The following is a 21,387-nucleotide window of genomic DNA, read 5'->3' on the forward strand; positions in this document are numbered from 1 at the left end:
CATGAAAGAACGCAAGATCGGCTTGCACGAGTTTCTGGACTTCCCCGCACATCCCGTTCTGTTTGCGGTAACGGGCAACCACGACTCAGAGCTGTCTTCCCGGGTCCATCAACATGCTCGCGGACAATTGTTTGGCTCGCTACGCGGCCTACTCTCCGTGGGGGTGGAGGATGCGGTTTGGATCGTGCCTGCTATTCATGCTGTCTGGCTGCCGCCAAATACCCTGCACTCGGGCCAGTCGCACGGCCCGTTTCATGGCTGGAGTGTCTATGTAGACGAAGCTGCCTGCGCGGATTTACCGCAGCAAGCTTGCACCTTGCGTACCTCGGGCTTGCTGCGTGAAGCCGTGCTGCGCGCCTGCTCCTGGGACTTGATCCCCGCCGTCCCCTTGCCCGACGCCCAGGCTCATATCGCCGCCGTCATCTTGGATGAAATCCGTGATCTACCGATTGAACCATTTGGCCTGCCGCTGCCTCAGGATCCACGGCTGCAACGGATTGCCCGAGCCCTGATTGCAGACCCCAGCGACAATAAGGGCATGGAGCAGTGGGCCGACTGGGCAGCCGTCAGCCAACGCACGCTAAGCCGCCGCTTTGTGACCGAGACAGGGTTTAACTTCACCGCCTGGCGTCAACGCGCCCGATTGATGCGTTCCCTGGAGATGCTGGCCGCCGGCGTCCCCGTCGCCAACATTGCTTACGACTTAGGTTATTCGAGCCCCAGCGCCTTTATCAGCCTGTTCCGACGCAGTTTTGGCCAGACTCCAGCTAATTACCGTAATCAGCTTTGATACGTGTTCACGACACTACAGACACAGAACGACTCACCGATACCGATAGGATCCAAGTCCATACGCAGCAACTCAGCAATGTAGTAAATGAGAATAATTGCTATTATGCATTCCTGTCTTCGTCCTGCACGGCTGTTTGCCCCCTATGATTGTTCTTGCCGCTTTGCCTTTCTCAACCGTCTCACACTCTGGAAACGTCTGTATCCCAGCGGACGACGCGCCTGTGCTGACTCACTCATGAGCACACGTGATGAACTGCTGGAGCAGGCGTATTTAAAGTTGCGCCTGCCTTTATTTCGTTTCTTGAAGCGCAAGCTGGGTAATGACGCCGATGCTGAAGATGTTACGCAGGAATCCTTTGCGCGCTGGTCCGCTTCCCGCAACACCCAGGCTCCGGACAATACCAAGGCGTATCTGACACAGATTGCCATCAATATCATGCGCGAGACCGGCAATAAACAAAGCCGCGGCCCGGTCGTGCTATCACTGGATGATGAAACACAGGACAATGAAGCCCCCAGCACCTTAAGCGCCAGCAACCCCGAGCAACGCACGGAACATTTGCAGTGTTTAAACCGTATTGAACAAGCCTTGCAAGAGCTGCCCGAGCTGCAACGCGAGGCCTTTTCCCTGCACCGCTTCGACCACCTGACTTACGAACAAATCGCCCTGAAATTGAATATTTCCCGCGCCCTGGTCAGCCGATATATATCCAGAACTGTCGCCTATTGCCGTCTGCGGATGGACTACTCTGTCGAACACGCCCTGTCTATGCTCTCTTCCAAGGAAACCGACGATGAATAATGATCCATCCGTCGCTCTATTCTATGAAGCAGCCTCTGACTGGTTCACGCGTCAGCAAGACAGCCAGCATTGGACGGAACAAGACAAGATCACCTTTGAGCAGTGGTTGCAGCAAGACCCGCGCCATCATCAAGCCTACGAAGAAATCAGCCTGACCTGGCAGGCGTTTGAACGCATCGAACGCCCTGCCTCTGCGATCGGTGACGCCTCTGATGCGGCTAGCTTGACGGCCCCCGCAGCACCATCACATACAAGGGCTCACCGACCCAAAGCAGGTTGGCGCGATCGTCTGGGCCTGCCTTGGCAAGCCGTCCTGGGCGGCGCCCTGACATTCTGTGTGGCTGTAGGTGTGGGCTCTTGGTATTGGTATCAGCACAGCCCGCAATACACTCAGCATGTCCAAACCGCGCAGGCCGAGCAGCGAGATATCACCTTGCCTGATGGCAGTGTGGTCAGCTTGAACCAGAACAGTACGCTGGATGTTCAATACACCCCGCAAGAACGTACGCTGAAACTGCTGCAGGGCGAGGCTTTCTTTAAGGTTGCACCACAAGGCAATCATCACTTTGTGGTCAAAAGTGCGAACACCCAAGTACGGGTGATTGGCACGGCCTTTAATGTGCGCCTGGCCCCTTCTTGGGTCTATGTCAGCGTGCGCGAAGGTGTCGTCAATGTAAACAGCACCGGGGATCGCGAAAACTACAGCACGACCTTGAGCGCTGGTGACGCCTTGCGTATCAACCTCGATACCGGGCTGCAAAAAACCAGCCCCAGCACCCCGGATCGGGCCGGAGCCTGGCAAAGTGGTCAGCTGATTTTCAAACGCACGCCACTGCATGAAGTCATTGATGAACTGCAAAGCTATATGACGCAGCCGATTGAACTGATTGGCACGCAGATTCGCCCCTACCCGGTTTCCGGGTTTGCCAATACCCAGCGTCCCACTGACTTTCTGGATGCTTTGCCTCAATTGTTGCCCGTTCGCGTTGAGAACCTGGATGGCAACGTTTATCGAATCTCGGGTAAGTAGATACAAATATTTACAGTTTAGGCCGGCCTTTTTGTAGCCTACTTTGTCCGAAAGTCATCTTTATAGATATGGCCTGCTTTTTCAGGCTATCAGTCCGCTTTGCTGGGCAGACACGCCAGCCGCGTCGTCTCCCTGCAAAGCGCGCTGCTTATTATCTATTTGGCTGACTCTATCCATGGCTTTGAACTCAACTCCCCCTTCCTGTACGACGCGCTAGAGCATTGATCTCTTGCGAAGTGACGGCCTGTGCCTCCCCTGCCGCTACTAGCGCTCTACAAAACAGGAATGCGTGCCTGCCCTGCTGCGGCCCGCTATATCGTTGATTTTGATAGTTGAGACCTTCATGAAGTCATTTCGCCAATGGTGTCTGGCCCTGAGCGCCTGCCGCCCTGCGTCTGCCAGCCAGGCCTGCTTTACCCTTAAGCCCGGCTTGCTCAGTACCTTGCTGGCAAGTTCTATCAGCGTGTTGGCTATGGCCAGCCCTGCCCATGCTCAGGAAGCGGCCCAATCGTTCAATATCCCAGCCCAATCCCTGTCCTCTGCATTGCGGAACTTCTCGCGCCAGTCCGGCAGTCAGTTGCTGTTCTCCGATACCTTGGTGGAAGGTAAAACCTCCCAGCCGATCTCCGGCAACTACACCCCGCATGACGCTCTGGAGCGTATTCTGGCGGGTTCAAGGATTCAAATACTGGCCTCGGGCAATAAGGTCTTTACCTTGCTTGCCGCCAGCGCTGACAGCGCCAGTCTGACTACCTTAAGCGCCGTCACCGTAGTGGGCTCCAGCTCCGAAGCGCCTGCGGCTTACGCCGGTGGGCAAATCGCCTCGGGCAGCCGTGTGGGTATGCTGGGCAATAAGGACGTGATGGACACGCCCTTCAGCACCACCAGCTTTACCTCTGAATACATTGAAAACCAACAGGCCACCTCGGTGGCTGAAGTGCTGCGCCACGACCCTTCAGTGCGCAGCGTCTTCCCCCAAGGCGGTTTGGGCGAACACACTTATGTACGCGGCTTCTGGACGCAAAGCCATGAACTGGCCTGGAATGGTCTGTTCGGTCTGGTCCCCCATAACCGCACCTCTACCGAGCTGCTGGAGCGTGTTGAAGTCCTGAAAGGGCCAGGCGCTTTGTTAAGCGGCATGTCTTTAAGCGGATCCGTGGGCGGCGTCGTTAATCTGGTGCCTAAACGGGCTACCGCCGACCCTATCACCCGTTTCACCACCACCTTGAAGTCCCACAACAATGTGGGCGGTCACATCGACTTTGGCCGTCGCTTTGGCGAGGACGACAAATTCGGTGTACGCATTAACGGCGTCAAGGCCGACGGCAATCTGGACGTGCACGGTCAACGCGAAAACCGCAGCCTGGGAGCTATCGCCCTGGACTATCAAGGCGACCGTCTGCGCGCCTCGCTGGATCTGTATGACATCAATGAAAAACAGCGCGGTGGCGCGCCTTTTCTGACCAGCTTTGCACTCGGCGAATTTCCGGCTCCCCCTAATCCGAAAACCAACACGCTGCCCAATGCCTATAGCAACTCCGCCAGCAAAGCCATCATCGGCTCGGCCGAGTTTGATATTACAGACAACTGGACAGCCTTTGTCATGGGCGGGACCAAGAACCAGAAAGGCTCAGGCTATCTGAACAATGCCTTTGGTCAACGTGCCAAAGAAAACGGCGACTACACCGCTCTGGGCATGAATATCAAAAACTACTTTGATGTGAATGCGCTGGAGATGGGCACACGCGGCGAATTCTCCACCGGCTCTATTGCTCACCATGTGGTGTTGAGCGCCAATATGATTACCCAGGAGTCTGGTGCAACCGCAGCGTCCAAAGCCTGGGCCTCGAACTTGTATGACCCGGCCCCACCTTTGGATGTCGACGAACCTGCCGTCTACAAAACCGGCAAAACCACCTTGAGCAGCCTGGCGCTGGCAGACACCTTGTCAGCCTTTGATGATCGCCTGCTGCTGACGGCAGGCATGCGGTTTCAGCGTGTCCAACAAAAAGGCTTTAATGCCAGCGGTGCCGTTACCGACCGCTATGACGAGCACGCTTTGACCCCTGCCATTGCTCTGGTCATCAAACCCTGGGATGCCCCTGTCTCCCTGTATGCGAACTACATCGAGGGCCTGTCCCAAGGAGGCTCTGTTTCGGATGCCTCGGCCGCCAACTTTGGGGAAGTTTTCTCCCCCTACAAAACCAAGCAATACGAAGTGGGCGTGAAATGGGACAACGACACCGTGCTGAACACCGTGAGCTTGTTTCAGATCGCCAAGCCCAGCATGACCAAGAACGAAGCCACCAATACCTACAAACCTGATGGCGAGCAACGCAACCGCGGGATTGAATGGACGATTGCGGGCGAGCTGAACCCCGGACTGCGCATTCTGGGTGGCGTGGTCTACACCGATGCCGTTTCCACTAAAACCAATGGTGGTTTGCTGAACGGCAAACAAGCCATAGGCGTGCCGCGTTGGAACTCATCCCTGGGCCTGGAGTGGGACACCATCTGGAATCGCAATCTGACCCTGTCGGCATCGGCCATGCATTCAGGTTCGCAGTGGGTAGATACCCAAAACACCCAAAAAATACCGAGCTGGACCCGTCTAGATCTGGGCCTGCGCTACAGCACCAAAATTGCCAGCAATAAAGTCACCTTCCGCGCCAACGTGATCAACGCAACCGACAAGCGTTACTGGTCCAGCGTCTGGAATGGCTCTACCTCCATTGGTGCACCTCGAAGCTATCGCCTGTCGATGCAAATCGACTTCTAAGACGGGCTTTCATGAAAGACTTGTTTCTACAAACGCTGAGCCTGTCCAAGCTGCGGGCTCAGCTACCACTGCTCTCACGCATTTTGGCCGCCAGCCTGGGCGGCTATATGTTGTCGGCCTTATTTTCAGTGGCAACTTTGGCCCTGCCTACCTCCCGACCAGAAGCCGTGCTATGGGGGGCGCAATTTAGCTTTCTCATCTGGACAGCCACTGCTTTGGGCGCGTTTCTGGCACGTTCCGCCACGCGAGCCTGGATCTGGCTGGCGATCAGCGCAGGGCTCTGCCTGCTTGCCATTGCGGCGCAAGGTTGGATGGAGGCGGCGCGATGACAGACACCGCCACAAGCGCCAAACGCCCCAAAGTCAGCAAGCCTCAAAGTGTGCGCCAGATCATGTCCAACGTCCATATTTGGACAGGGCTACTGGTAGGCTGGATTCTGTACGCCATGTTCCTGACCGGCACGGTGTCGTACTTCCGTGAGGAGCTCTCCAGCTATATGCGTCCGGAGCTGAACCTCATGGTTGAACAGCCCGCCGAGCAAGTGGCGCAGAGCGTGCTGGACACGATTATTGCGCAAGATCCCGGCTCCCCTCTGGTACTGATGACCTTGCCCACCAGCCGCAACCCCTTGGCCAGTGCTTTCTGGCGTACGCCGCCGGGATCAGACGCACATCGCCCTGCCTTTGATCGAGCCATTTTTGATCCTGCCAGCGGCCAAAAACTCAGTATCCGGGACACCGAAGGCGGCGATTTCTTCTTCGCTTTTCACTTCAACCTGCACTATATGTCTCCCTTGTGGGGACGCTGGATTGCAGGCTTGTCGGCCATGTTCATGCTGATCGCCATTGTCAGCGGGGTGATTACGCACAAGAAGATCTTTATCGACTTCTTCACCTTCCGTTGGGGCAAGGGCCAGCGCTCCTGGCTGGACGCACATAATGCCTTATCGGTCTTTGGCCTGCCTTTTCATTTCATGATTACCTGGAGTGGCCTGATCACCTTGATGTTGTTGTACATGCCTTGGGGTATGCAGCAACTGCCCAATATGCAAGATCGCGCCGCCGTAAATAGTGAGATGCGTTTTTTCCTTCCCGCAGGCCAGCCATCGGGCACGCCCGCCACGCTGGTCCCGATCAGCGATCTGGTACAGCAGGCAGAAGAGCGTTGGGGCAAGAACAGTGTGGGTTCAGTGCAAGTGAATCTGGCCAATGACAGCAATGCCCGCGTTGCCGTCGCCCGTCAGCAAGCTCAGCGCATATCCATTACCCCGCAGTATCTTTTGTTTGACGGGGTCAGCGGCGAACTGATCAGTGCCAAAGAGTCCTCTGGCCCGGCGGCAAGCACTCAAGGCGTGCTTTACGGCCTGCACTTGGGTCGCTTTGCCGACATTGCGACACGCTGGCTTTACTTTTTGATCAGTCTGGCCGGGACGGCCATGGTCGGTACCGGGTTGGTGCTGTGGACCGTGAAGCGACGCAGCAAGCTCGCCGACCCCAGCAAACCCTACTTTGGCTTTGCCATGGTAGAGCGCCTGAACATTGCCAGCATCGCAGGCCTGTCTGTCGCCGTCACCGGCTTCTTATGGCTGAACCGGCTGCTGCCCCTGGATATGGCACAACGCGCTCAATGGGAAGTGCATGGCTTTTTCATCGTCTGGGCAATCACCCTGCTCTGGACTTGCCTGCGCCCGGCACGACGCGCGTGGCTGGAACTGTTGTGGCTGGCGACGCTATTACTGGCTGCCTTGCCTATCTTGAATATCTTCCTGACAGATCGGCACCTGTTTAACAGCCTGCAATCCAGAGATTGGCTATTCGCAAGCTTTGATATCAGTTTGTGGGTATTTGCGGTACTGCATGCCTATATGGCGCGGCGCGTCACACGCCATAAGGCCAAAAACAAAGCGGCCGCTAAAACAGCTTCAAATAAAGCTGCCCCTCGCGCAAAGCCCAACACACCCAGCCAGCCAGATACACCTGATAGGCAGGGACAAGAGCCATGAACCCCTCCCAAATAGACCTGCTGGCGCATGGCCTGATTTTCCTACCCTGCCTGTTCGGCTTCTTGTGCCTGGCCCTGGCCATGTACCGCCATCAAATGGATCTGTTCGACAAAGAACTCTCCAAAACTCGCACCCTGCTCTTGCGCTGTGCAGGATGGATTCTCCTGCTTATTGCCCTGCTGGTTTGCGCACAGACCATGGGCTGGGGATTTGGATTCGTAGCTTATAGCGGCCACACCAGCATGGCAGGCGGTTTGGTGTTTACAGGCCTGCTCCTGTTTGACCGCCGCAAGCATCGCAGCTGAACAATTAACTGTAGATTTCATAAGGAGTTACCCATGAAGCGTTCCCCTTTTAAACTCACCGCCATTTTTTGCGCCGCTGTTCTCCTGACAGCCTGCGCCACACCTGAGTCTCAACAAAACAGCACGGTATCAGCCGAGACGGTCGCCACCAGCACGCAGCAAGCCGCCCCCCTCGTGGAGCGGGTCACTCTAGCCGAAGGCCTGTACCAAGTTGCATTCAGTGCCCGCCACAACACGGTGTATGTCGCCGCGGCAGGCAATTTTGAAGAAGGCTCCCCCCCTAGCGCCATCTACTTTCTGGACCCACAAACCCTGGCCGTGAAAGGACATCTGCCGCTGGAGCGCAAAGCCTTTGCCCTGACACTGGATGATGCCGCCGACCGTCTATACGTAGGCAATGCTGTGGACAGCTCGATTACCGTTATCGACACCGCGAAAAAGACCGTACTGAACACCGTCCAACTGGCCAAAAAAGTGAAACGCATCGGCCCGAACGGCAAAGAGATGGAACTGTACACCCACTATCCGCGCGAGCTGGTTTTGGACAAAAAACACAATCGCCTCTTTGCCCCCGGCCTGTGGTTCCAGGACAGCGTTTTATACGTCATCAGCCTGGACACAATGAAAGTGGAAAAAGAAATCCCTGGCTTCGGTTACGTAGCCCGAGGCGCGGCGCTTAATGAGGCGGACAATCAGCTTTACGTGTCCAACTTCCAAGGGCAAGTCTTTACCGTGGATACCGGCAGTCTGGCCGTCACCCAAAAAGCAGAAGTCGCTGCGGACCAGCTGATTAATCTGGAATTTGACTCAAGCCAACGCCGCTTACTGGCTACCGATGTTGGCGATGAACGTACCAACACTATGCGTAAAAATGCAGGCAAGCTGGAATACCGTATTCGCGGTGAAGGCAATCGCGTTGTCGTCATCGACCCGGTCAGCGCTCAGGTAGAGCACAGCATCCCTACTGGCAAAGCTCCTTTGGATTTGCTGCTGGATGAGAAGCGCCAGCGCTTGTACGTCACTACCCGGGGGGCTGGTACGGTCGAGGTCTATGACAACAAAACCCGCCAACAACTGCACAGCATCGAATTACCGGCCCACCCTAATAGCCTGGCCTTAGACCCCAATACCGGCGATGTCTACGCCACGATTAAAAACGGGGAAGATGCCGCCAAAGGCACGAAAGAAGGCCTAGTGCGCTTGCGCTTTTAAGCTCTGACGCCGACCTGATTGCGGCAAACAACAGGAATTGATTCGCATCGAAATACGTGCCCATGCCAAGTTTGGCTGGGCACGTATTTTTTTCTAGGCGGATATCTCACGTCAAGCCTTGGAATTTTAACTAGAATAATGTGCTGACTAATTATTGATATACGCTAGGATGCCTAGCCAACTTATTCAGATGGGCAAAATTTTTATTTTCTGACATCAAACATTACCGTTTTGTCATATTCATCTAATTTTCAATATTAAGCTTTGCAATCCATTCATTCGCTGAATGGATTATTTAGTCTATTCATCAAGCTCCGGGGCAGCCAATGTGGAATTGTTTACTGATAGAAGATGACCGAGAAAATGCTCGCTACTTAGTGAATGGCTTATCCGAGCTTGGATATTCAGTCGTTACCAGTCACGATGGTGTCTCCGGTTTAGAAAATGCCATGAAAGAGGTCTGGGATGTAATTATTCTGGATCGAATGCTTCCAAATAATGTAGATGGCCTGTCTATTCTTTTCACCTTACGATCTTTAGGGAAAAAAGTTCCCGTTCTGGTATTAAGTGCTTTATCTGGTGTAGACGATAAAGTGGATGGATTAAAAGCCGGTGGTGACGATTACTTAATCAAACCTTTTTCCTTTCAGGAATTGGCCGCTCGACTACACGCCTTGATACGCCGCAGCAGCGACAACGCGGAAATCAAGAACCTGCAAGTCGATGATCTGGTGATGAATATCCGCAACCAGAAAATCTCCCGTGGTGACGAGGTGCTAGAACTGCAGCCGCGCGAAATCAAGCTACTGTCTTACCTGCTAATGAACAGCCACAAAATCGTCACCCGCACCATGTTGCTGGAAGTAGTGTGGGGCTATAACTTCGACCCGCAATCCAATGTCATCGACGTATTGGTTAGCCGTTTGCGACGCAAGGTGGATAAAGAAGGTGCCACGCCGCTGATCCATACGGTGCGTGGCCGGGGCTACGTGTTAAGCGACAAAGAAAGCATTGACGGTTTCAAGCTAAAACGCTGCGATGATTGAGTTCATAAAACGGCTGTGGGAGTCCACCTCCTTCCGGTTAACCCTGAATTACAGCATCCTGGCCATCTTTACCACGCTGTTTTTAATCGGTTTTTTCTACGTTCAGGTCTTTGGGGCTTTGCGCGACGAGCATCTGCGGCAAATCAACGTGGCCGTCCAACGCTTGAGCATTGCCTATGAAGTCGGCGGGCGGGACGAAATCCTGCGCATGATCGAACTGACCCTGTCTGACCGCATTGACTCGGGGCAGGAGATCTACTTGCTAATGGATGAATACAACCACACTCTGGTTGGTAATATCAGCGAAATCCCCGGTCTGAACGATCTGCCCGAACGACAAGTGGTGGAAGTACAAATCAAGCATATTGACGCTTTGTCCGAAGGCAATGTCCGTGTCACCAAATTATCCGGCGGCGAAACACTGGTGGTTGGGCATGAACTGGGCACCTTGAATGAGCTGCGTGCCATGCTGAGCCGCATCATCGTGACATCCATGATCCTGGCCTTGATGCTGGTGATTTTGGGGGCCTACGTCTTTAGCAGCGAACTGAAATACCGTGTAGGCAGAATCCGCCTGCTGACCGAGCAGGTGGGCGCCGGTGATATCTCCAAACGCATCACCTCCGAAAGTGATGACGTGTTCGGCCTGATTCATCATGACATCAACCGTATGTTGGACAAGATCGAGAGCCTGATGCAAGGTGCCAGGCATATTTCCGACACGGTGGCCCACAACATCCGCACCCCTCTGACCCGCATCGTGGGCAAGTTACGCGAAACACAAAACCTACCCGGCCTGCCCCAGAACGTTCAAGACGCGCAGCAAGAAGCCATCGAAGAAGTGGAAAACCTGAGCATCCTGCTAGGCAAGCTCTTGCAGATCGCCGAACTGAATGCAGGCGTACAAAGACAGAACTTCAAAACCTGCAATTTAGAGGTAATCGCCGAAGATGTGCTGGATCTGTACAGTTTTTTTGCTGAAGAAAAAGGCATTACACTGCAAAAAAAGAAAATTGATAAAGTCATTATTAATGGTGATAGCAATCTATTAGCCAGTGCTTTAGCAAATCTAGTGGATAACGCCGTTAAATATGCCCACTCCCATGCCAGCGTAGAAATCAAAAAACAGCCTGATCATAAAATATCTATCACGGTAGAAGATGATGGCCCCGGATTGCCTGAAAGCGAATACGAGAATGTAGGAAAATACTTCTATCGTTTTAATAATGAAAACGAAGGCTTTGGACTTGGATTAACCAGTGTGGCTGCCATTATCGAACTACACCGGGGCGAGATAATTTTCTCCAATGCCAAGCCCGGGTTAAAAGTCACTATTTTGCTGCCTGCCTGAGTCTTGCCAGCCGTTTTAAACATGACCAAAAAGTAATGAAACTGTCATCCTAAGCCCTCTTCTGCTCCGCTAAGCTAGCCTGATTTTTACATGCTCTTACTGAGCCTTATAAGAATCATGATTGCTTTACGGGAATGAGGAGATTCATGAGCAAACAAAAATATTACTCAGCCGGCTTGATGGTGGGGGTGGGCGTATTCACGGTCCTGATGGGCCAGAAATACTCTCTGGGCAGCATGGCCCGTATGGGACCAGGCTATTTCCCCTTTCTACTGGGCATCGTGATGATCGCACTGGGGGCTCTGTACCTGTTTATAGAGACCGCCGCACACGACGATGAGGAGGAAGAAGACTACGGCCCGCCGCAATGGCGTGGCTGGCTAGCCATTGTGGGCGGCATCATCGCCTTCATTATTTTGGGTCGCTACGGCGGCTTGGTGCCGGCAACCTTTGCCCTGGTGTTCATCTCCGCCATGGGCGACAAAGAGCACTCCTGGATCACTGCCTTTTTGCTGTCCATCTTTGTGACGCTGCTGGGTGTGGTTATTTTCTCTTGGGGGCTGGAGTTGCAATTCCCCCTGTTCACCTGGGGTTAAAGCATGGAAATCCTCTCTAATCTCATGCACGGCTTTAGTGTTGCCTTTCAACTGGACAACCTGATGTGGGCCGTATTTGGTGTCTTCATGGGCAACCTTATCGGGGTTTTGCCCGGTATGGGTGTGCTGGCAGCGATCTCTATCCTGCTGCCCCTGACCTACGCCATGACACCCACCGCCGCCTTGATCATGCTGGCCGGTATTTACTACGGCTCCCAATATGGTGGCGGCATTACCTCCATCATGCTGAACCTGCCCGGCACGGCGTCCCATGCGGTGGCCTGTCTGGATGGCAATCCTATGGCCCGCAACGGCAAAGCAGGATCGGCCCTGTTCATGCTGATGCTTTCCTCCTTTTTTGGGGCCACCATCGGCATTTTGGCCATGATTCTGTTCTCACCCGTGCTGGTGAATGTGGCCTTCAAGTTCGGTCCGGCAGAATATTTTTCCATGATGATGCTGGGCCTCTTGGCCGGTGCCACTTTGGCGAAAGGTTCGGCCATCAAAGGGGTGGCCATGGTGGTGATGGGCCTGATCTTTGGTGTGGTGGGCACCGACGTAAACAGCGGCGTGTCCCGATTTGACTTCAACATCCCGGAACTACAGGACGGTTTGCAAATTGTGGCGCTGGCCATGGGCCTGTTTGGTATCGCGGATTTCCTGAAGAACATCAACCGGATCAATAGCGGTCATACCAAAAGCATCGGTAAAGTTTCCAGCCGCTCCTTGCGTCCGGAAAAAGGCGATATCAAGAAATCCAGGGGCGCTCTGGTGCGCGGTACCGCCATTGGTGCAGCCTTCGGGATTTTGCCGGGCACCGGGCCCACCATTGCTTCTTTTATTGCCTACGCAACAGAAAAGAAAGTGGCTAAGAACCCCGAGCGCTTTGGGCGCGGTGCGATTGAAGGCATTGCTTCCCCGGAAGCCGCCACCAGCGCATCCACTCAAACCAGCTTCATTCCCACACTCAGCCTGGGCATTCCTGGCGATCCAGTGATGGCGTTGATGCTGGGTGCGTTGATCATTCACGGCATTCAACCTGGCCCCCAAATGGTGGTCGAGCACGCCGATATGTTCTGGGGTCTGATCGCCAGTTTCTGGGTGGGCAACATCCTGCTGCTAGTGCTGAACTTGCCCCTGATCGGCATGTGGGTGCGCCTGCTGTCCGTGCCCTTCAAGTACCTGTACCCCGCCGCCCTGTTCTTTGTGTGCGTGGGCGTTTACAGCACCAATAACAACCTGTTCGATGTGAACATCGTGCTGCTGTTCGGTATCTTGGGCTACTTCTTCATGCGTCTGCGTTTTGAAGCCGCCCCCTTGCTGCTGGGCTTTGTGTTGGGACCTATGGTGGAAGAGAACTTCCGCCGTGCCCTGCTGCTCTCCCGTGGAGATCCGATGATCTTCCTGGAGCGACCTATCAGCATGGTATTCATCATCGCTTGCGTGTTGCTGATGATGGGTTTGACCTACTCCTTCTGGCGCTCGAACAGCCAGAAAAAGATGGGACAGTTGGTAAAAGCCTGATCGCGATGCCTGAGCTCAACCCAAGGTCGGCGCGTAGGTATAAGGACAGTGATCTTTAACAGAAACCCGGCATGACTGAACTGCACCCCAAAATTTGGACTTCCGTCCACGTTTTGGGGTGTTTTTTCATAAACCGCTGGTGTAATTCTGCGACTTACGTAATGATATTGAATCTCAATATCATTTGAGAGCCTTCTTAGCCATTACGTAAGCGCCATCACACATCCTATGACTCAGGACACGCCTCAATCTGCCCCTGCGGATACCCTCCTCCAGACAGACCATTCAGTCCCCTTAAATCTAAAACCTTTAATCATTGCCTACATGAGCTGCACCATGGCCATGATGGCGTTTGTCTCATTGATCGGGCCCATTAGCCGCTCTTTACATCTCGCGCCGTGGCAAGCAGGTGCGGTCGTTACCGTAGGTGGCGTCTTGTGGATGCTGTTATCACGCCCCTGGGGAGCACTGAGTGACAAACGCGGACGACGTCCTGTTTTGTTGATCGGAGTGGGCGGATTCATGCTGGCGTACTGGGCCATGTGCGCCGTCTTGATCCTGTCCCTGCACCTGCAAGCCGCCCCTTGGATAGTTTTTATTGGCTTGTTGATTACCCGTGGGGCCATAGGTGGCTTTTTCGCTGCCATCCCCACGACCAGTCAGGCACTGATAGCGGATCACATCGCCCCTGCGCGACGGGCCAATGTCATGGCTTCTTTAGGCGCAGCCAATGGAATTGGTTTGGTCGCTGGCCCAGCCATGGCAGCCATGCTGGCTAAATACGGTCTGGACCTCCCGCTGTACCTTACCGCCTTACTGCCCTTGCTGGCTCTGGTGATCTTGTGGCGTCGTTTACCGCGCACCACGGTGGTCAACGACATCAAACCAGCCAGCTTGCGCCTGGGCGACGCCCGTTTGCGACAGGCTATGCTGGTGGCCTTTGCCGCCATGTTCAGCGTGGCGGTTGGACAAATTGCCGTCGGCTTCTTTGCGATTGACCGACTAGGGCTGGAACCAGAGTCGGCTGCTCAAGCCGCCGGCTTTGCCTTGACCTTGGTTGGAGTGGGTTTGATTACGTCTCAACTGATCGTGCGCAAGCTCTCTTGGGCACCTCACCGTCTGATTCGTGTCGGTGGCTTGATCAGCGCTGCTGGCTTTGCGGCGGTTGCCTTGGTGAACAGTCAGTCGATGCTGATGCTCTGCTACTTTTTCGCTGCAGCGGGAATGGGTTGGATATTTCCTGCCTTCTCCGCACTGGCTGCCAATGCGGTTGAACCTCATGAACAAGGCGCCGCCGCTGGCTCGATTGGTGCCGCCCAAGGTTTAGGTATCGTTCTGGGCCCGCTAGCCGGAAGCCTGTTGTATGAAGTGTCACCCGGCGTGCCGTATGTCCTGGTCGGCATCCTGCTGGTGCTGGTTGCGCTGTTCGCCGCAACTGGCCCAACTAAAAACAAAGCCACTGCGTAAAGGCTTGGCTCTAAGCACGACAAGGTTGGGGCAAAGCCCCATTCCTTGTCGATTACCTTCAGGCTTCGGCCTGCTCTGCATTGAACATATCCCAATGTAGCAGCCACTCGCCCGCTACCTTGCGCCAGATCACCAAATAACGCCCCTGCTGTGCAACTACCCGCGCCGCCTGCGAAGCCCCGGCGTACAACGTGTAGCGCCCCACTTCCCGCGCTTCATCGCCCTCTCCTTCTACCGTCAGCGTCTCAAACTGCGCCCCGCAAACACCCATGCGAAAGACCTCTTCAAAATAAGCCCCCACCGCCACTTTGCCCACCAAGGTAGGCACGCCATGAGGCATCAAGTGAATTTCATCGGTATAGCGCTTAAGCAAGGTCGCCACATCCCGGCTGCTCAGAGCCAGAGCCAACTTGTCTTCTGCCGCCTGAATGGCCAGCTGTAGTTCTGCCTGATCCCGCATAAGTTTCTCCTTGAAAATACGTTTAGAATGCGGCGCTGCGATAGACAGTTTGTCCATCCACCATGGTCAACACGCTGCAGGTTTGGGGCAGCATTTCTGGCGCGACGCTAAAGATGTCCTGCGACAGCACGGCCAAATCCGCCACGCAGCCGGGCAACAAACGGCCCTTGTCCGCCCCATGCCCTTCGGCCACAGCACTGCCATAGGTATAGGCGCGCACAGCTTGCTCCATCGTCATGGCTTCACCGGGACGAGCTGGATGGTCGATAGCCGCAAACAGACTCAGAAAGGGATTCAATGGCCCATCCGAGCCAATCGCTACCGATACCCCGGCTTGCGCGAGGCTACGGAATGCGCCGCTAAAACTCGAAAACCCGCTGTCACCGGCATAAAACCAGAAGTGTGTCGGGTTCTGAACTACCATGGCCCCAGTGTCAGGCAAGCGGGCTAGCTGAGCCGGAGTCAAACCATCGGCATGTTCAATCCGCAAGGCTCGCGCACGCCAATCCACCTGCGGCTCAAATTCCTCCAGCACGCACAAGACGCTTTCCAATGTTCGGTCTCCGATAGCGTGCAGCAACAACTGTTCCCCAGCCTGCAGGCTTTCTTGCAGCATGTGCTTAATTTCCTGCCGCGAAAAATTCTCGATCCCGTGCAAGGGTGTCATAGCATTGGCCGCGGCAGCACCGGAATAGGCATGCGTAACCGCAGCGCCCCCTTCAATCGGTGTGCCATCCAGAATCCACTTGGTGCCATGAAACTCAATGCGCTCCCCCGGATGCCGGGGCAAACCATAGCCATCACTGATCAACCGGCCTGCGTGTCCCGAGGGTGGGAAACGGATCACCCTGACTCGAATCGGCAAGGCTGCGACTTGTAGCATCGTGATGTATCGCTCAGCTGGCGTCCACGTCATGTTTTGAATGCTGGTAATGCCCCACCGCAAGCAGTCAGCGGCCAAAGCCTGCAAGCTGGCTACCCCTTCTTCCACCGTAGCCATAGACGCGAAACAGCGTTGTGGGGACCAGGACGCGTACTCATGAATCCGGCCCGATAAGCGGCGTGAACCCGGCAAACGCTCGTACACTCCGCCCACGGGATCCAGCACCGCATCATCCAGACCTAAACGAGCCATGGCGACGCTGTTTAGTATGTTGGTGTGGTTGGTCATCCCTAACAACAATACTGGATGCGCCGGGGCCAGCTGATCAAGCAAGATGCGATCCAGCCTTGGCTCGTTAATCAGGTTTGCTCCTAAGGTCGCATAAATCCAGGTGCCTTCTGGCGACTCCGCTACGGCCGTTTTCAGCAACGCAAGGAGCTCATCCAAAAACGGATCGGCTTCCAGATCCAGGGGCAAGCGAATACCCATAGGATCAGGCGTGTGATGCATATGAGCGTCGTTCAAACCTGGAATCACCACCCTTCCTTGAAGATCGATCACCTCTGTCTCTGGGCCAACCCGCTCCTGGACCTGCTGCCAATCCCCAGCAAGCAGGATGCGACCATCGGCAATCGCCAGGGCCCCGCACCAAGGGCGATCCACATCGCCGGTAAAAATGCGTCCATGCATCAAGACCGTATCCGCCCAGCCAGCCTGTCCCTTACGGTCAGAGTCTTGCCCCGTAGCTGGATTGCTCAGTTGAACGCTTTGCGAGGCCGGAGCACTGGCCTGCGCCGCCACTCTTGGGGCTATCGTCTCTGTGATGTTGGCGGCATCTACCCACGTTGCCGCTTCAACTTCCTGCAGCAAGGTTGTCCGTATCGCCGCTTGCAATGCTTCTTGTTCGGCCGCGGGCTGATCCTGTCCTGCCAGCAGACGCTGCCAAAAAGATGCACCGCAAGTCCAGTGGAAAGACTGCGTCAATCGGCCAACCCGCGTCCAAGGCTGTGCTTGTTGGATGGCAGGCAAGGTCGCATAAGTGCCGAGCATGGCCAGAAAATCTGCCCCACCCAAATGGCAGGCGCATCGAGCGCGAGGCCAAGGCCGCAAACGCCCATAACTGTCTTGATTGCTGTATTCCCCCACCCTACCCCAGAGCGAAGGCTTCGCTTTGTTCTGCGCTACGTTACGGATCGTCTGCTCGTCAATAAACTGACGACCATGATCACGGTTGGCCGCTCGCCATACCTGTCCCTGCAGAGCTTTCCCCATCTGATTGTCCCCGTTTTTTTTATCTGATAAAGACTGTACTGGGCTGGCGCCAGTCATCACGGACAAAAAGCAGGCAGATTCTGCCAAACAGACTTAAGCGGCGTCGCTTGGAAAGTTAATCAGGGCTATAGCCTACGTGACGGGCAAAGGCCCGGCGCAAATGCTGGGCACTGCTAAAGCCACACAGCGCAGCTACTTGTTTAAGAGACAAACGGGCCTCGTGCAGATAGCGTTGCGCTGCCTGCACCCGAAAGAGTTCTACTGTTTTTGCGGGCGTGCGCCCTACGCTTTCAACATAGCGCCGCGCAAAGGTACGCGGGCTCATATTGACGTGCTCGGCCAGGGCTTCGATACTCAAACCCGACCCCAGATTGTCCGCCATCCAGGCGTGCAAACGCCCAAAATCCGCCATAACACCGCATTGACTAGAGAGCGTCTCCGAGTGCTGGGACTGTGCCGAAGAACGCTTCAAAAACACCACCAGCAAGCGCGCCAGATCCATCGCGGCATCGTAGCCGCGATCCTCTTCCAGCAAGGCCAAAGCCATATCCACGCCAGCGCTGAAGCCCGCTGTACTCCAGAGATGATCATCCCGTACAAACACGGGATCAGGGTCCACACGAACAGCCGGATAACGAGCCGCCAAGACCTGTGCCGCCTGCCAATGCGTCGTCAAACGCCGCTGATCGGCCAGACCCGCTTCGGCCACCAGAAAGGCGCCCGTACACACCGCACAAACACGGTGAGCCAAAGCCCCATATTCACGCAACCAGGCCACCAAGTCTTGCGGTACCGGCGGATGGTCTGGCGGACCGCCGCCAGGCACGACCAAGGTATCAATGTCCTGCACCTTGCACATACCTATAGGATCAGTATGGATCACCACCCCGCAAGACGTTCGCACCGGCCCACCCTGCAAGGACGCCACTACCACTTGATAGCCCGGTATGGCAGGCGCAGGAAAATGCGTCGAGGCAATATGAAAGACATCACTAATGCCGGAGACGTCCGTTAAAGTCACCCCCTCAAAAACCAGGATGACAAGCTGACGCAAAGCAGGCGAATCAGATGTTGCGGCGCGAAGTGAAGAGTTCATAAGCCACGCAATGAACCAGGTCCGACCAAAACGGACGAGCCAATTTTCTAGCAGGCACCATGCCCACACTAGAATGCCCGGCGATGGTAGCACAGATGCTTAGTGGCTTAATCACGGAAGCCTGAAGCAGGATGAACCTCACTTTGAAGACTGACCAACAGCAAGCATCCTGACTTAAGCCGCTTCGCACTTTGCATCGCAGCAAGCCTGAACGGGCCTCTTGCCAAGTCCAAACACCGCAAAGCTGAAAACGGCCAAAGCGAAAGCAGCCACAGCACCATACACCATGACCCAGCCAAAACCAGCGATCAATGCAGTGTGTACAGCCTCTAAGGGGTCTACCGCGTTTGCCAATAGAGCCCCGTTTTGCGAAACCACACTCACGTCGCCGGAGGCTATCTTTTCTGCCAGATAACGGAGCTCAGTATCCGCAGAGATACCCAGACCATTGCGCAGAGAGCTGATGATTCCCTGGACCAATACAAAGCCCATCACAGCAATATTAAAAGCCAGGGAGATCATGCGTGCACTGGTATCCGCCCCCGAGGCCATGCCAGCCCGCTCGGCTGGGACCGACGCTGTAATCACATTGGTCGTCGTCGTATTGGCCATACCCAATCCAATACCTGCCAGCACGCAACCCGGCAAAATAAACCAGCCAGGCTGAGCGGAAACACTGCCGATTTTCATCACCACAAAACCCAGCCCAATCAAAGACAGCCCCATCGTGATGACAATACCCGGCTGCCAACGTTGCGCCAGACGCTCTGCCAAGGGCGGCACAAACAAGGTGGGCAAGGTATAGGCCAGTAGTGCCAAGCCTGTCTGCACGCTGTCGTAGCCCAAGCCCACATGAAAGTAGATAGGCAGGTAAATGATAAAAGGCCAGAAGCTGAAATTCATTCCCATTGAGCCTAACAGCGCACCGGAAAAACGGCGGATGCGAAACACAGAAAACTCCAGCATAGGTCTAGAACTTCTGCGCTCTGCCAGCACAAAAGCAATCAAGCTCAGGACGGACAAGAAAATAATGCTTAGCGCCTGCGCACTGGCAAAACCCAGCGCGGGGCCTTGAGTGACAAACAACACCAAACAAAACACCGCCAGCGACAAGGTGGCGATACCGGCAACATCCAGGGTGCTTGCATCCGGATCCCGCGACTCCTGCACCCCTGCTTGGGCCAAGAGCAACGTGGCGATCGCCAGCACAGCGTGAATCAGAAACACCCACTCCCAGCTGGCCAAGGCCAGAATCATCCCTCCCACAATCGGCCCAAAACCCAGCCCTGCCCCAAAAACGACACCCCACCAAGCAAAAGCTTTACCCCGCTGTTGCCCATCCCGAAACTGATTCGACAAGATGGCGATCTGGCAGATCAACATCATTGCGGCACTTAAGCCCTGCAAAAAACGCGCACCAATCAAGACAGCCGCACTTTCTGTCAGGCCACACACCAAAGACGTAATCCCAAAAGCAATAATCCCGATCGTAAAAACACGTTTGCGACCATAGCGATCGGCCAGAGTCCCCACCCCCATCAAAATGGTAGTCATGGCGATGGTGTACGCCGCCATCACCCATTGCAGTTGCCGAAAACTAGCACCCATCACCTGTTCAATCGTGGACAAAATCGGGGGGACGCTAGAGATTTCCAGGCCCAGCATCAAGGCTGACAAGCACACAGCAGCCAAGGCATATCGGCCCTGACAAGATATAGGGGGGGTCATACTATCTTCCAAGAATCATGAATACATGGCCGCCGTATCGGCGCACCATCTCACAAGCGGCGCAGCTCTTTAGGAGAGATAGTAGGGATCGGATTACTATTCATCAATGCTATGATCGAACATATCAGAAACGACAGATATGGATAGATCATGAGCCGCCCCGTTCTGGATGTGGAATCCGTACAAGCCTTTGTCAGCATTGCCGAGTTCCAAAGCTTTACCAAAGCCGCCGAAGCCTTAGGCACCACACAAGGCGCTATCAGCGTGAAGCTGAAACGCCTGGAAGAACGCTTGGGCTACAAGCTGATCGAACGCACTCCCAGACTGGTCCGGCTGTCTGCCCAAGGCACAGTTTTTATTAATCCAGCACGCGAGTTCATTGCGGCGCACGACCGAGCCAGAGCGGCCTTGTCATGCGATTGCCGACGCTTTCGACTGGGCATTGCCCAGCACGTTGCCGGCCCCGAAGTCCCCACGTTATTGTCCCGCTTGAACGAGCGCGACCCTGCCTTGACGATTGAAGTACGTCTGGAGAGTTCGCACCGTTTGATGGAGGATTTTGATAAAGGTGAACTGGATGCAGTCATTGTCCGGCAGGAAGACCATCGCCGTGACGGAGAGGATTTGGGGCCCGAGCACTTTGCCTGGTTTGCCGCCCCCTGTTTTCATCAGCAAGAAGGTAAAGCCTTACGGTTGGCCGCATTGGCCCCTTGCTGTGGGGTCCGCGATATTGCGACCCATGCCTTAACTAGCGCCGGGATTGAATGGAATGAAGTGTTCGTCGGTGGAGGCCATGCTGCCGTGATGGCTGCGGTCTCTGCGGGTTTGGCAGTGGCAGCCTTTTCATGCCGCTTGGCACCGCCAGATGTGGTCGATGTTAGCCAGCGTCTAGGGCTACCCTCCCTGCCTTCGTCTCGGATTGTCTTGCATTCGACACTGACAGATCAACGATCTCGGGAAGCATTAAGAACGCTGGCAGCGGCGTATCGGGAGCATCGCTCCGCCAGAGTTTCTGAAGTCGCGTAGCTCCCTTTTAACGATC

At 55.0% G+C, this 21,387-nt stretch carries 18 protein-coding genes; 14 read left to right on the forward strand and 4 right to left on the reverse strand.

Features of this window, described 5'->3' with window-relative positions:
- Nucleotide 1: 1 nt before the first annotated feature.
- The 13 genes from IE156_RS13470 to IE156_RS13530 all read left to right on the forward strand — a co-directional run bounded on the left by IE156_RS13470 (nt 2) and on the right by IE156_RS13530 (nt 14,906).
- A complete protein-coding gene (locus IE156_RS13470) occupies nt 2-790 on the forward strand; it encodes an AraC family transcriptional regulator (RefSeq protein ID WP_189393067.1) in 789 nt (262 codons plus the stop codon).
- Nucleotides 791-1,027: 237 nt separating this feature from the next.
- A complete protein-coding gene (locus IE156_RS13475; RefSeq protein ID WP_189393068.1) occupies nt 1,028-1,594 on the forward strand; it encodes an RNA polymerase sigma factor in 567 nt (188 codons plus the stop codon).
- Complete coding sequence (locus tag IE156_RS13480) at nt 1,587-2,624, forward strand: FecR family protein (RefSeq protein WP_189393069.1); 1,038 nt, start codon at nt 1,587-1,589, stop codon at nt 2,622-2,624. Before IE156_RS13475 ends, IE156_RS13480 begins: the two co-directional genes overlap by 8 nt.
- Before the next feature lie 343 nt (nt 2,625-2,967).
- Nucleotides 2,968-5,403, forward strand: coding sequence for a TonB-dependent receptor (locus IE156_RS13485; RefSeq protein ID WP_189393070.1), 2,436 nt, complete (start codon nt 2,968-2,970; stop codon nt 5,401-5,403).
- 11 nt (nt 5,404-5,414) lie between these two features.
- Nucleotides 5,415-5,732 carry a DUF3649 domain-containing protein gene (locus tag IE156_RS13490; protein WP_189393071.1) on the forward strand — a complete coding sequence of 106 codons (318 nt, stop codon included), beginning with the start codon at nt 5,415-5,417 and terminating at the stop codon, nt 5,730-5,732.
- Complete coding sequence (locus IE156_RS13495) at nt 5,729-7,405, forward strand: PepSY-associated TM helix domain-containing protein (protein WP_189393072.1); 1,677 nt, start codon at nt 5,729-5,731, stop codon at nt 7,403-7,405. Before IE156_RS13490 ends, IE156_RS13495 begins: the two co-directional genes overlap by 4 nt.
- Nucleotides 7,402-7,710 (forward strand): DUF3325 domain-containing protein, encoded by a 309-nt coding sequence (locus tag IE156_RS13500; protein ID WP_189393073.1) that lies wholly within the window; start codon nt 7,402-7,404, stop codon nt 7,708-7,710. Before IE156_RS13495 ends, IE156_RS13500 begins: the two co-directional genes overlap by 4 nt.
- Nucleotides 7,711-7,743: 33 nt before the next feature.
- Nucleotides 7,744-8,922 (forward strand): YncE family protein, encoded by a 1,179-nt coding sequence (locus tag IE156_RS13505; protein WP_189393074.1) that lies wholly within the window; start codon nt 7,744-7,746, stop codon nt 8,920-8,922.
- 326 nt (nt 8,923-9,248) lie between these two features.
- Nucleotides 9,249-9,968, forward strand: a complete 720-nt coding sequence (locus IE156_RS13510) for a response regulator transcription factor (protein WP_189393075.1) — start codon at nt 9,249-9,251, stop codon at nt 9,966-9,968.
- Complete coding sequence (locus tag IE156_RS13515; protein ID WP_189393076.1) at nt 9,961-11,319, forward strand: sensor histidine kinase; 1,359 nt, start codon at nt 9,961-9,963, stop codon at nt 11,317-11,319. Before IE156_RS13510 ends, IE156_RS13515 begins: the two co-directional genes overlap by 8 nt.
- A 146-nt stretch (nt 11,320-11,465) precedes the next feature.
- Nucleotides 11,466-11,915 (forward strand): tripartite tricarboxylate transporter TctB family protein, encoded by a 450-nt coding sequence (locus tag IE156_RS13520; protein ID WP_189393077.1) that lies wholly within the window; start codon nt 11,466-11,468, stop codon nt 11,913-11,915.
- 3 nt (nt 11,916-11,918) lie between these two features.
- Entirely contained in the window at nt 11,919-13,439 is a 1,521-nt protein-coding gene (locus IE156_RS13525) for a tripartite tricarboxylate transporter permease (protein WP_189393078.1), read from the forward strand.
- 228 nt (nt 13,440-13,667) lie between these two features.
- On the forward strand, nt 13,668-14,906 hold the full coding sequence (locus tag IE156_RS13530) for an MFS transporter (RefSeq protein WP_189393079.1): 1,239 nt from the start codon (nt 13,668-13,670) through the stop codon (nt 14,904-14,906).
- Nucleotides 14,907-14,964: 58 nt separating this feature from the next.
- Here the strand turns inward: IE156_RS13530 and IE156_RS13535 are convergent, their stop codons facing one another.
- The 4 genes from IE156_RS13535 to IE156_RS13550 form a co-directional block, all read right to left on the reverse strand.
- A complete protein-coding gene (locus IE156_RS13535) occupies nt 14,965-15,366 on the reverse strand; it encodes a YybH family protein (protein ID WP_189393080.1) in 402 nt (133 codons plus the stop codon).
- Between the two features lie 22 nt (nt 15,367-15,388).
- Nucleotides 15,389-17,521, reverse strand: coding sequence for an amidohydrolase (locus IE156_RS13540; RefSeq protein ID WP_189393081.1), 2,133 nt, complete (start codon nt 17,519-17,521; stop codon nt 15,389-15,391).
- A gap of 115 nt (nt 17,522-17,636) precedes the next feature.
- A complete protein-coding gene (locus tag IE156_RS13545) occupies nt 17,637-18,617 on the reverse strand; it encodes a GlxA family transcriptional regulator (RefSeq protein ID WP_189393082.1) in 981 nt (326 codons plus the stop codon).
- Between the two features lie 174 nt (nt 18,618-18,791).
- A complete protein-coding gene (locus IE156_RS13550) occupies nt 18,792-20,345 on the reverse strand; it encodes an MFS transporter (RefSeq protein ID WP_189393083.1) in 1,554 nt (517 codons plus the stop codon).
- Nucleotides 20,346-20,495: 150 nt separating this feature from the next.
- Here IE156_RS13550 and IE156_RS13555 point away from each other — a divergent pair, with 150 nt between their 5' ends.
- The gene (locus IE156_RS13555) at nt 20,496-21,371 is read left to right on the forward strand and encodes a LysR family transcriptional regulator (protein ID WP_189393084.1); all 876 of its coding nucleotides are present in this window, start codon (nt 20,496-20,498) and stop codon (nt 21,369-21,371) included.
- Nucleotides 21,372-21,387: the final 16 nt, after the last annotated feature.

Origin of the sequence: Alcaligenes pakistanensis, assembly GCF_014652815.1 — a bacterium.
Taxonomy (GTDB): domain Bacteria; phylum Pseudomonadota; class Gammaproteobacteria; order Burkholderiales; family Burkholderiaceae_B; genus Alcaligenes; species Alcaligenes pakistanensis.

What these genes read in the sequence shown, in the direction of transcription:
- IE156_RS13520 (WP_189393077.1), top strand. Translation starts at nt 11,466, where the DNA reads ATGAGCAAACAAAAATATTACTCAGCCGGCTTGATGGTGGGGGTGGGC.
- IE156_RS13545 (WP_189393082.1), bottom strand. Translation starts at nt 18,617, where the DNA reads ATGAACTCTTCACTTCGCGCCGCAACATCTGATTCGCCTGCTTTGCGT.
- IE156_RS13485 (WP_189393070.1), top strand. Translation starts at nt 2,968, where the DNA reads ATGAAGTCATTTCGCCAATGGTGTCTGGCCCTGAGCGCCTGCCGCCCT.
- IE156_RS13535 (WP_189393080.1), bottom strand. Translation starts at nt 15,366, where the DNA reads ATGCGGGATCAGGCAGAACTACAGCTGGCCATTCAGGCGGCAGAAGAC.
- IE156_RS13525 (WP_189393078.1), top strand. Translation starts at nt 11,919, where the DNA reads ATGGAAATCCTCTCTAATCTCATGCACGGCTTTAGTGTTGCCTTTCAA.
- IE156_RS13490 (WP_189393071.1), top strand. Translation starts at nt 5,415, where the DNA reads ATGAAAGACTTGTTTCTACAAACGCTGAGCCTGTCCAAGCTGCGGGCT.
- IE156_RS13530 (WP_189393079.1), top strand. Translation starts at nt 13,668, where the DNA reads ATGACTCAGGACACGCCTCAATCTGCCCCTGCGGATACCCTCCTCCAG.
- IE156_RS13500 (WP_189393073.1), top strand. Translation starts at nt 7,402, where the DNA reads ATGAACCCCTCCCAAATAGACCTGCTGGCGCATGGCCTGATTTTCCTA.
- IE156_RS13510 (WP_189393075.1), top strand. Translation starts at nt 9,249, where the DNA reads ATGTGGAATTGTTTACTGATAGAAGATGACCGAGAAAATGCTCGCTAC.
- IE156_RS13495 (WP_189393072.1), top strand. Translation starts at nt 5,729, where the DNA reads ATGACAGACACCGCCACAAGCGCCAAACGCCCCAAAGTCAGCAAGCCT.
- IE156_RS13540 (WP_189393081.1), bottom strand. Translation starts at nt 17,521, where the DNA reads ATGGGGAAAGCTCTGCAGGGACAGGTATGGCGAGCGGCCAACCGTGAT.
- IE156_RS13475 (WP_189393068.1), top strand. Translation starts at nt 1,028, where the DNA reads ATGAGCACACGTGATGAACTGCTGGAGCAGGCGTATTTAAAGTTGCGC.
- IE156_RS13555 (WP_189393084.1), top strand. Translation starts at nt 20,496, where the DNA reads ATGAGCCGCCCCGTTCTGGATGTGGAATCCGTACAAGCCTTTGTCAGC.
- IE156_RS13470 (WP_189393067.1), top strand. Translation starts at nt 2, where the DNA reads ATGAAAGAACGCAAGATCGGCTTGCACGAGTTTCTGGACTTCCCCGCA.
- IE156_RS13505 (WP_189393074.1), top strand. Translation starts at nt 7,744, where the DNA reads ATGAAGCGTTCCCCTTTTAAACTCACCGCCATTTTTTGCGCCGCTGTT.
- IE156_RS13515 (WP_189393076.1), top strand. Translation starts at nt 9,961, where the DNA reads ATGATTGAGTTCATAAAACGGCTGTGGGAGTCCACCTCCTTCCGGTTA.
- IE156_RS13550 (WP_189393083.1), bottom strand. Translation starts at nt 20,345, where the DNA reads ATGACCCCCCCTATATCTTGTCAGGGCCGATATGCCTTGGCTGCTGTG.
- IE156_RS13480 (WP_189393069.1), top strand. Translation starts at nt 1,587, where the DNA reads ATGAATAATGATCCATCCGTCGCTCTATTCTATGAAGCAGCCTCTGAC.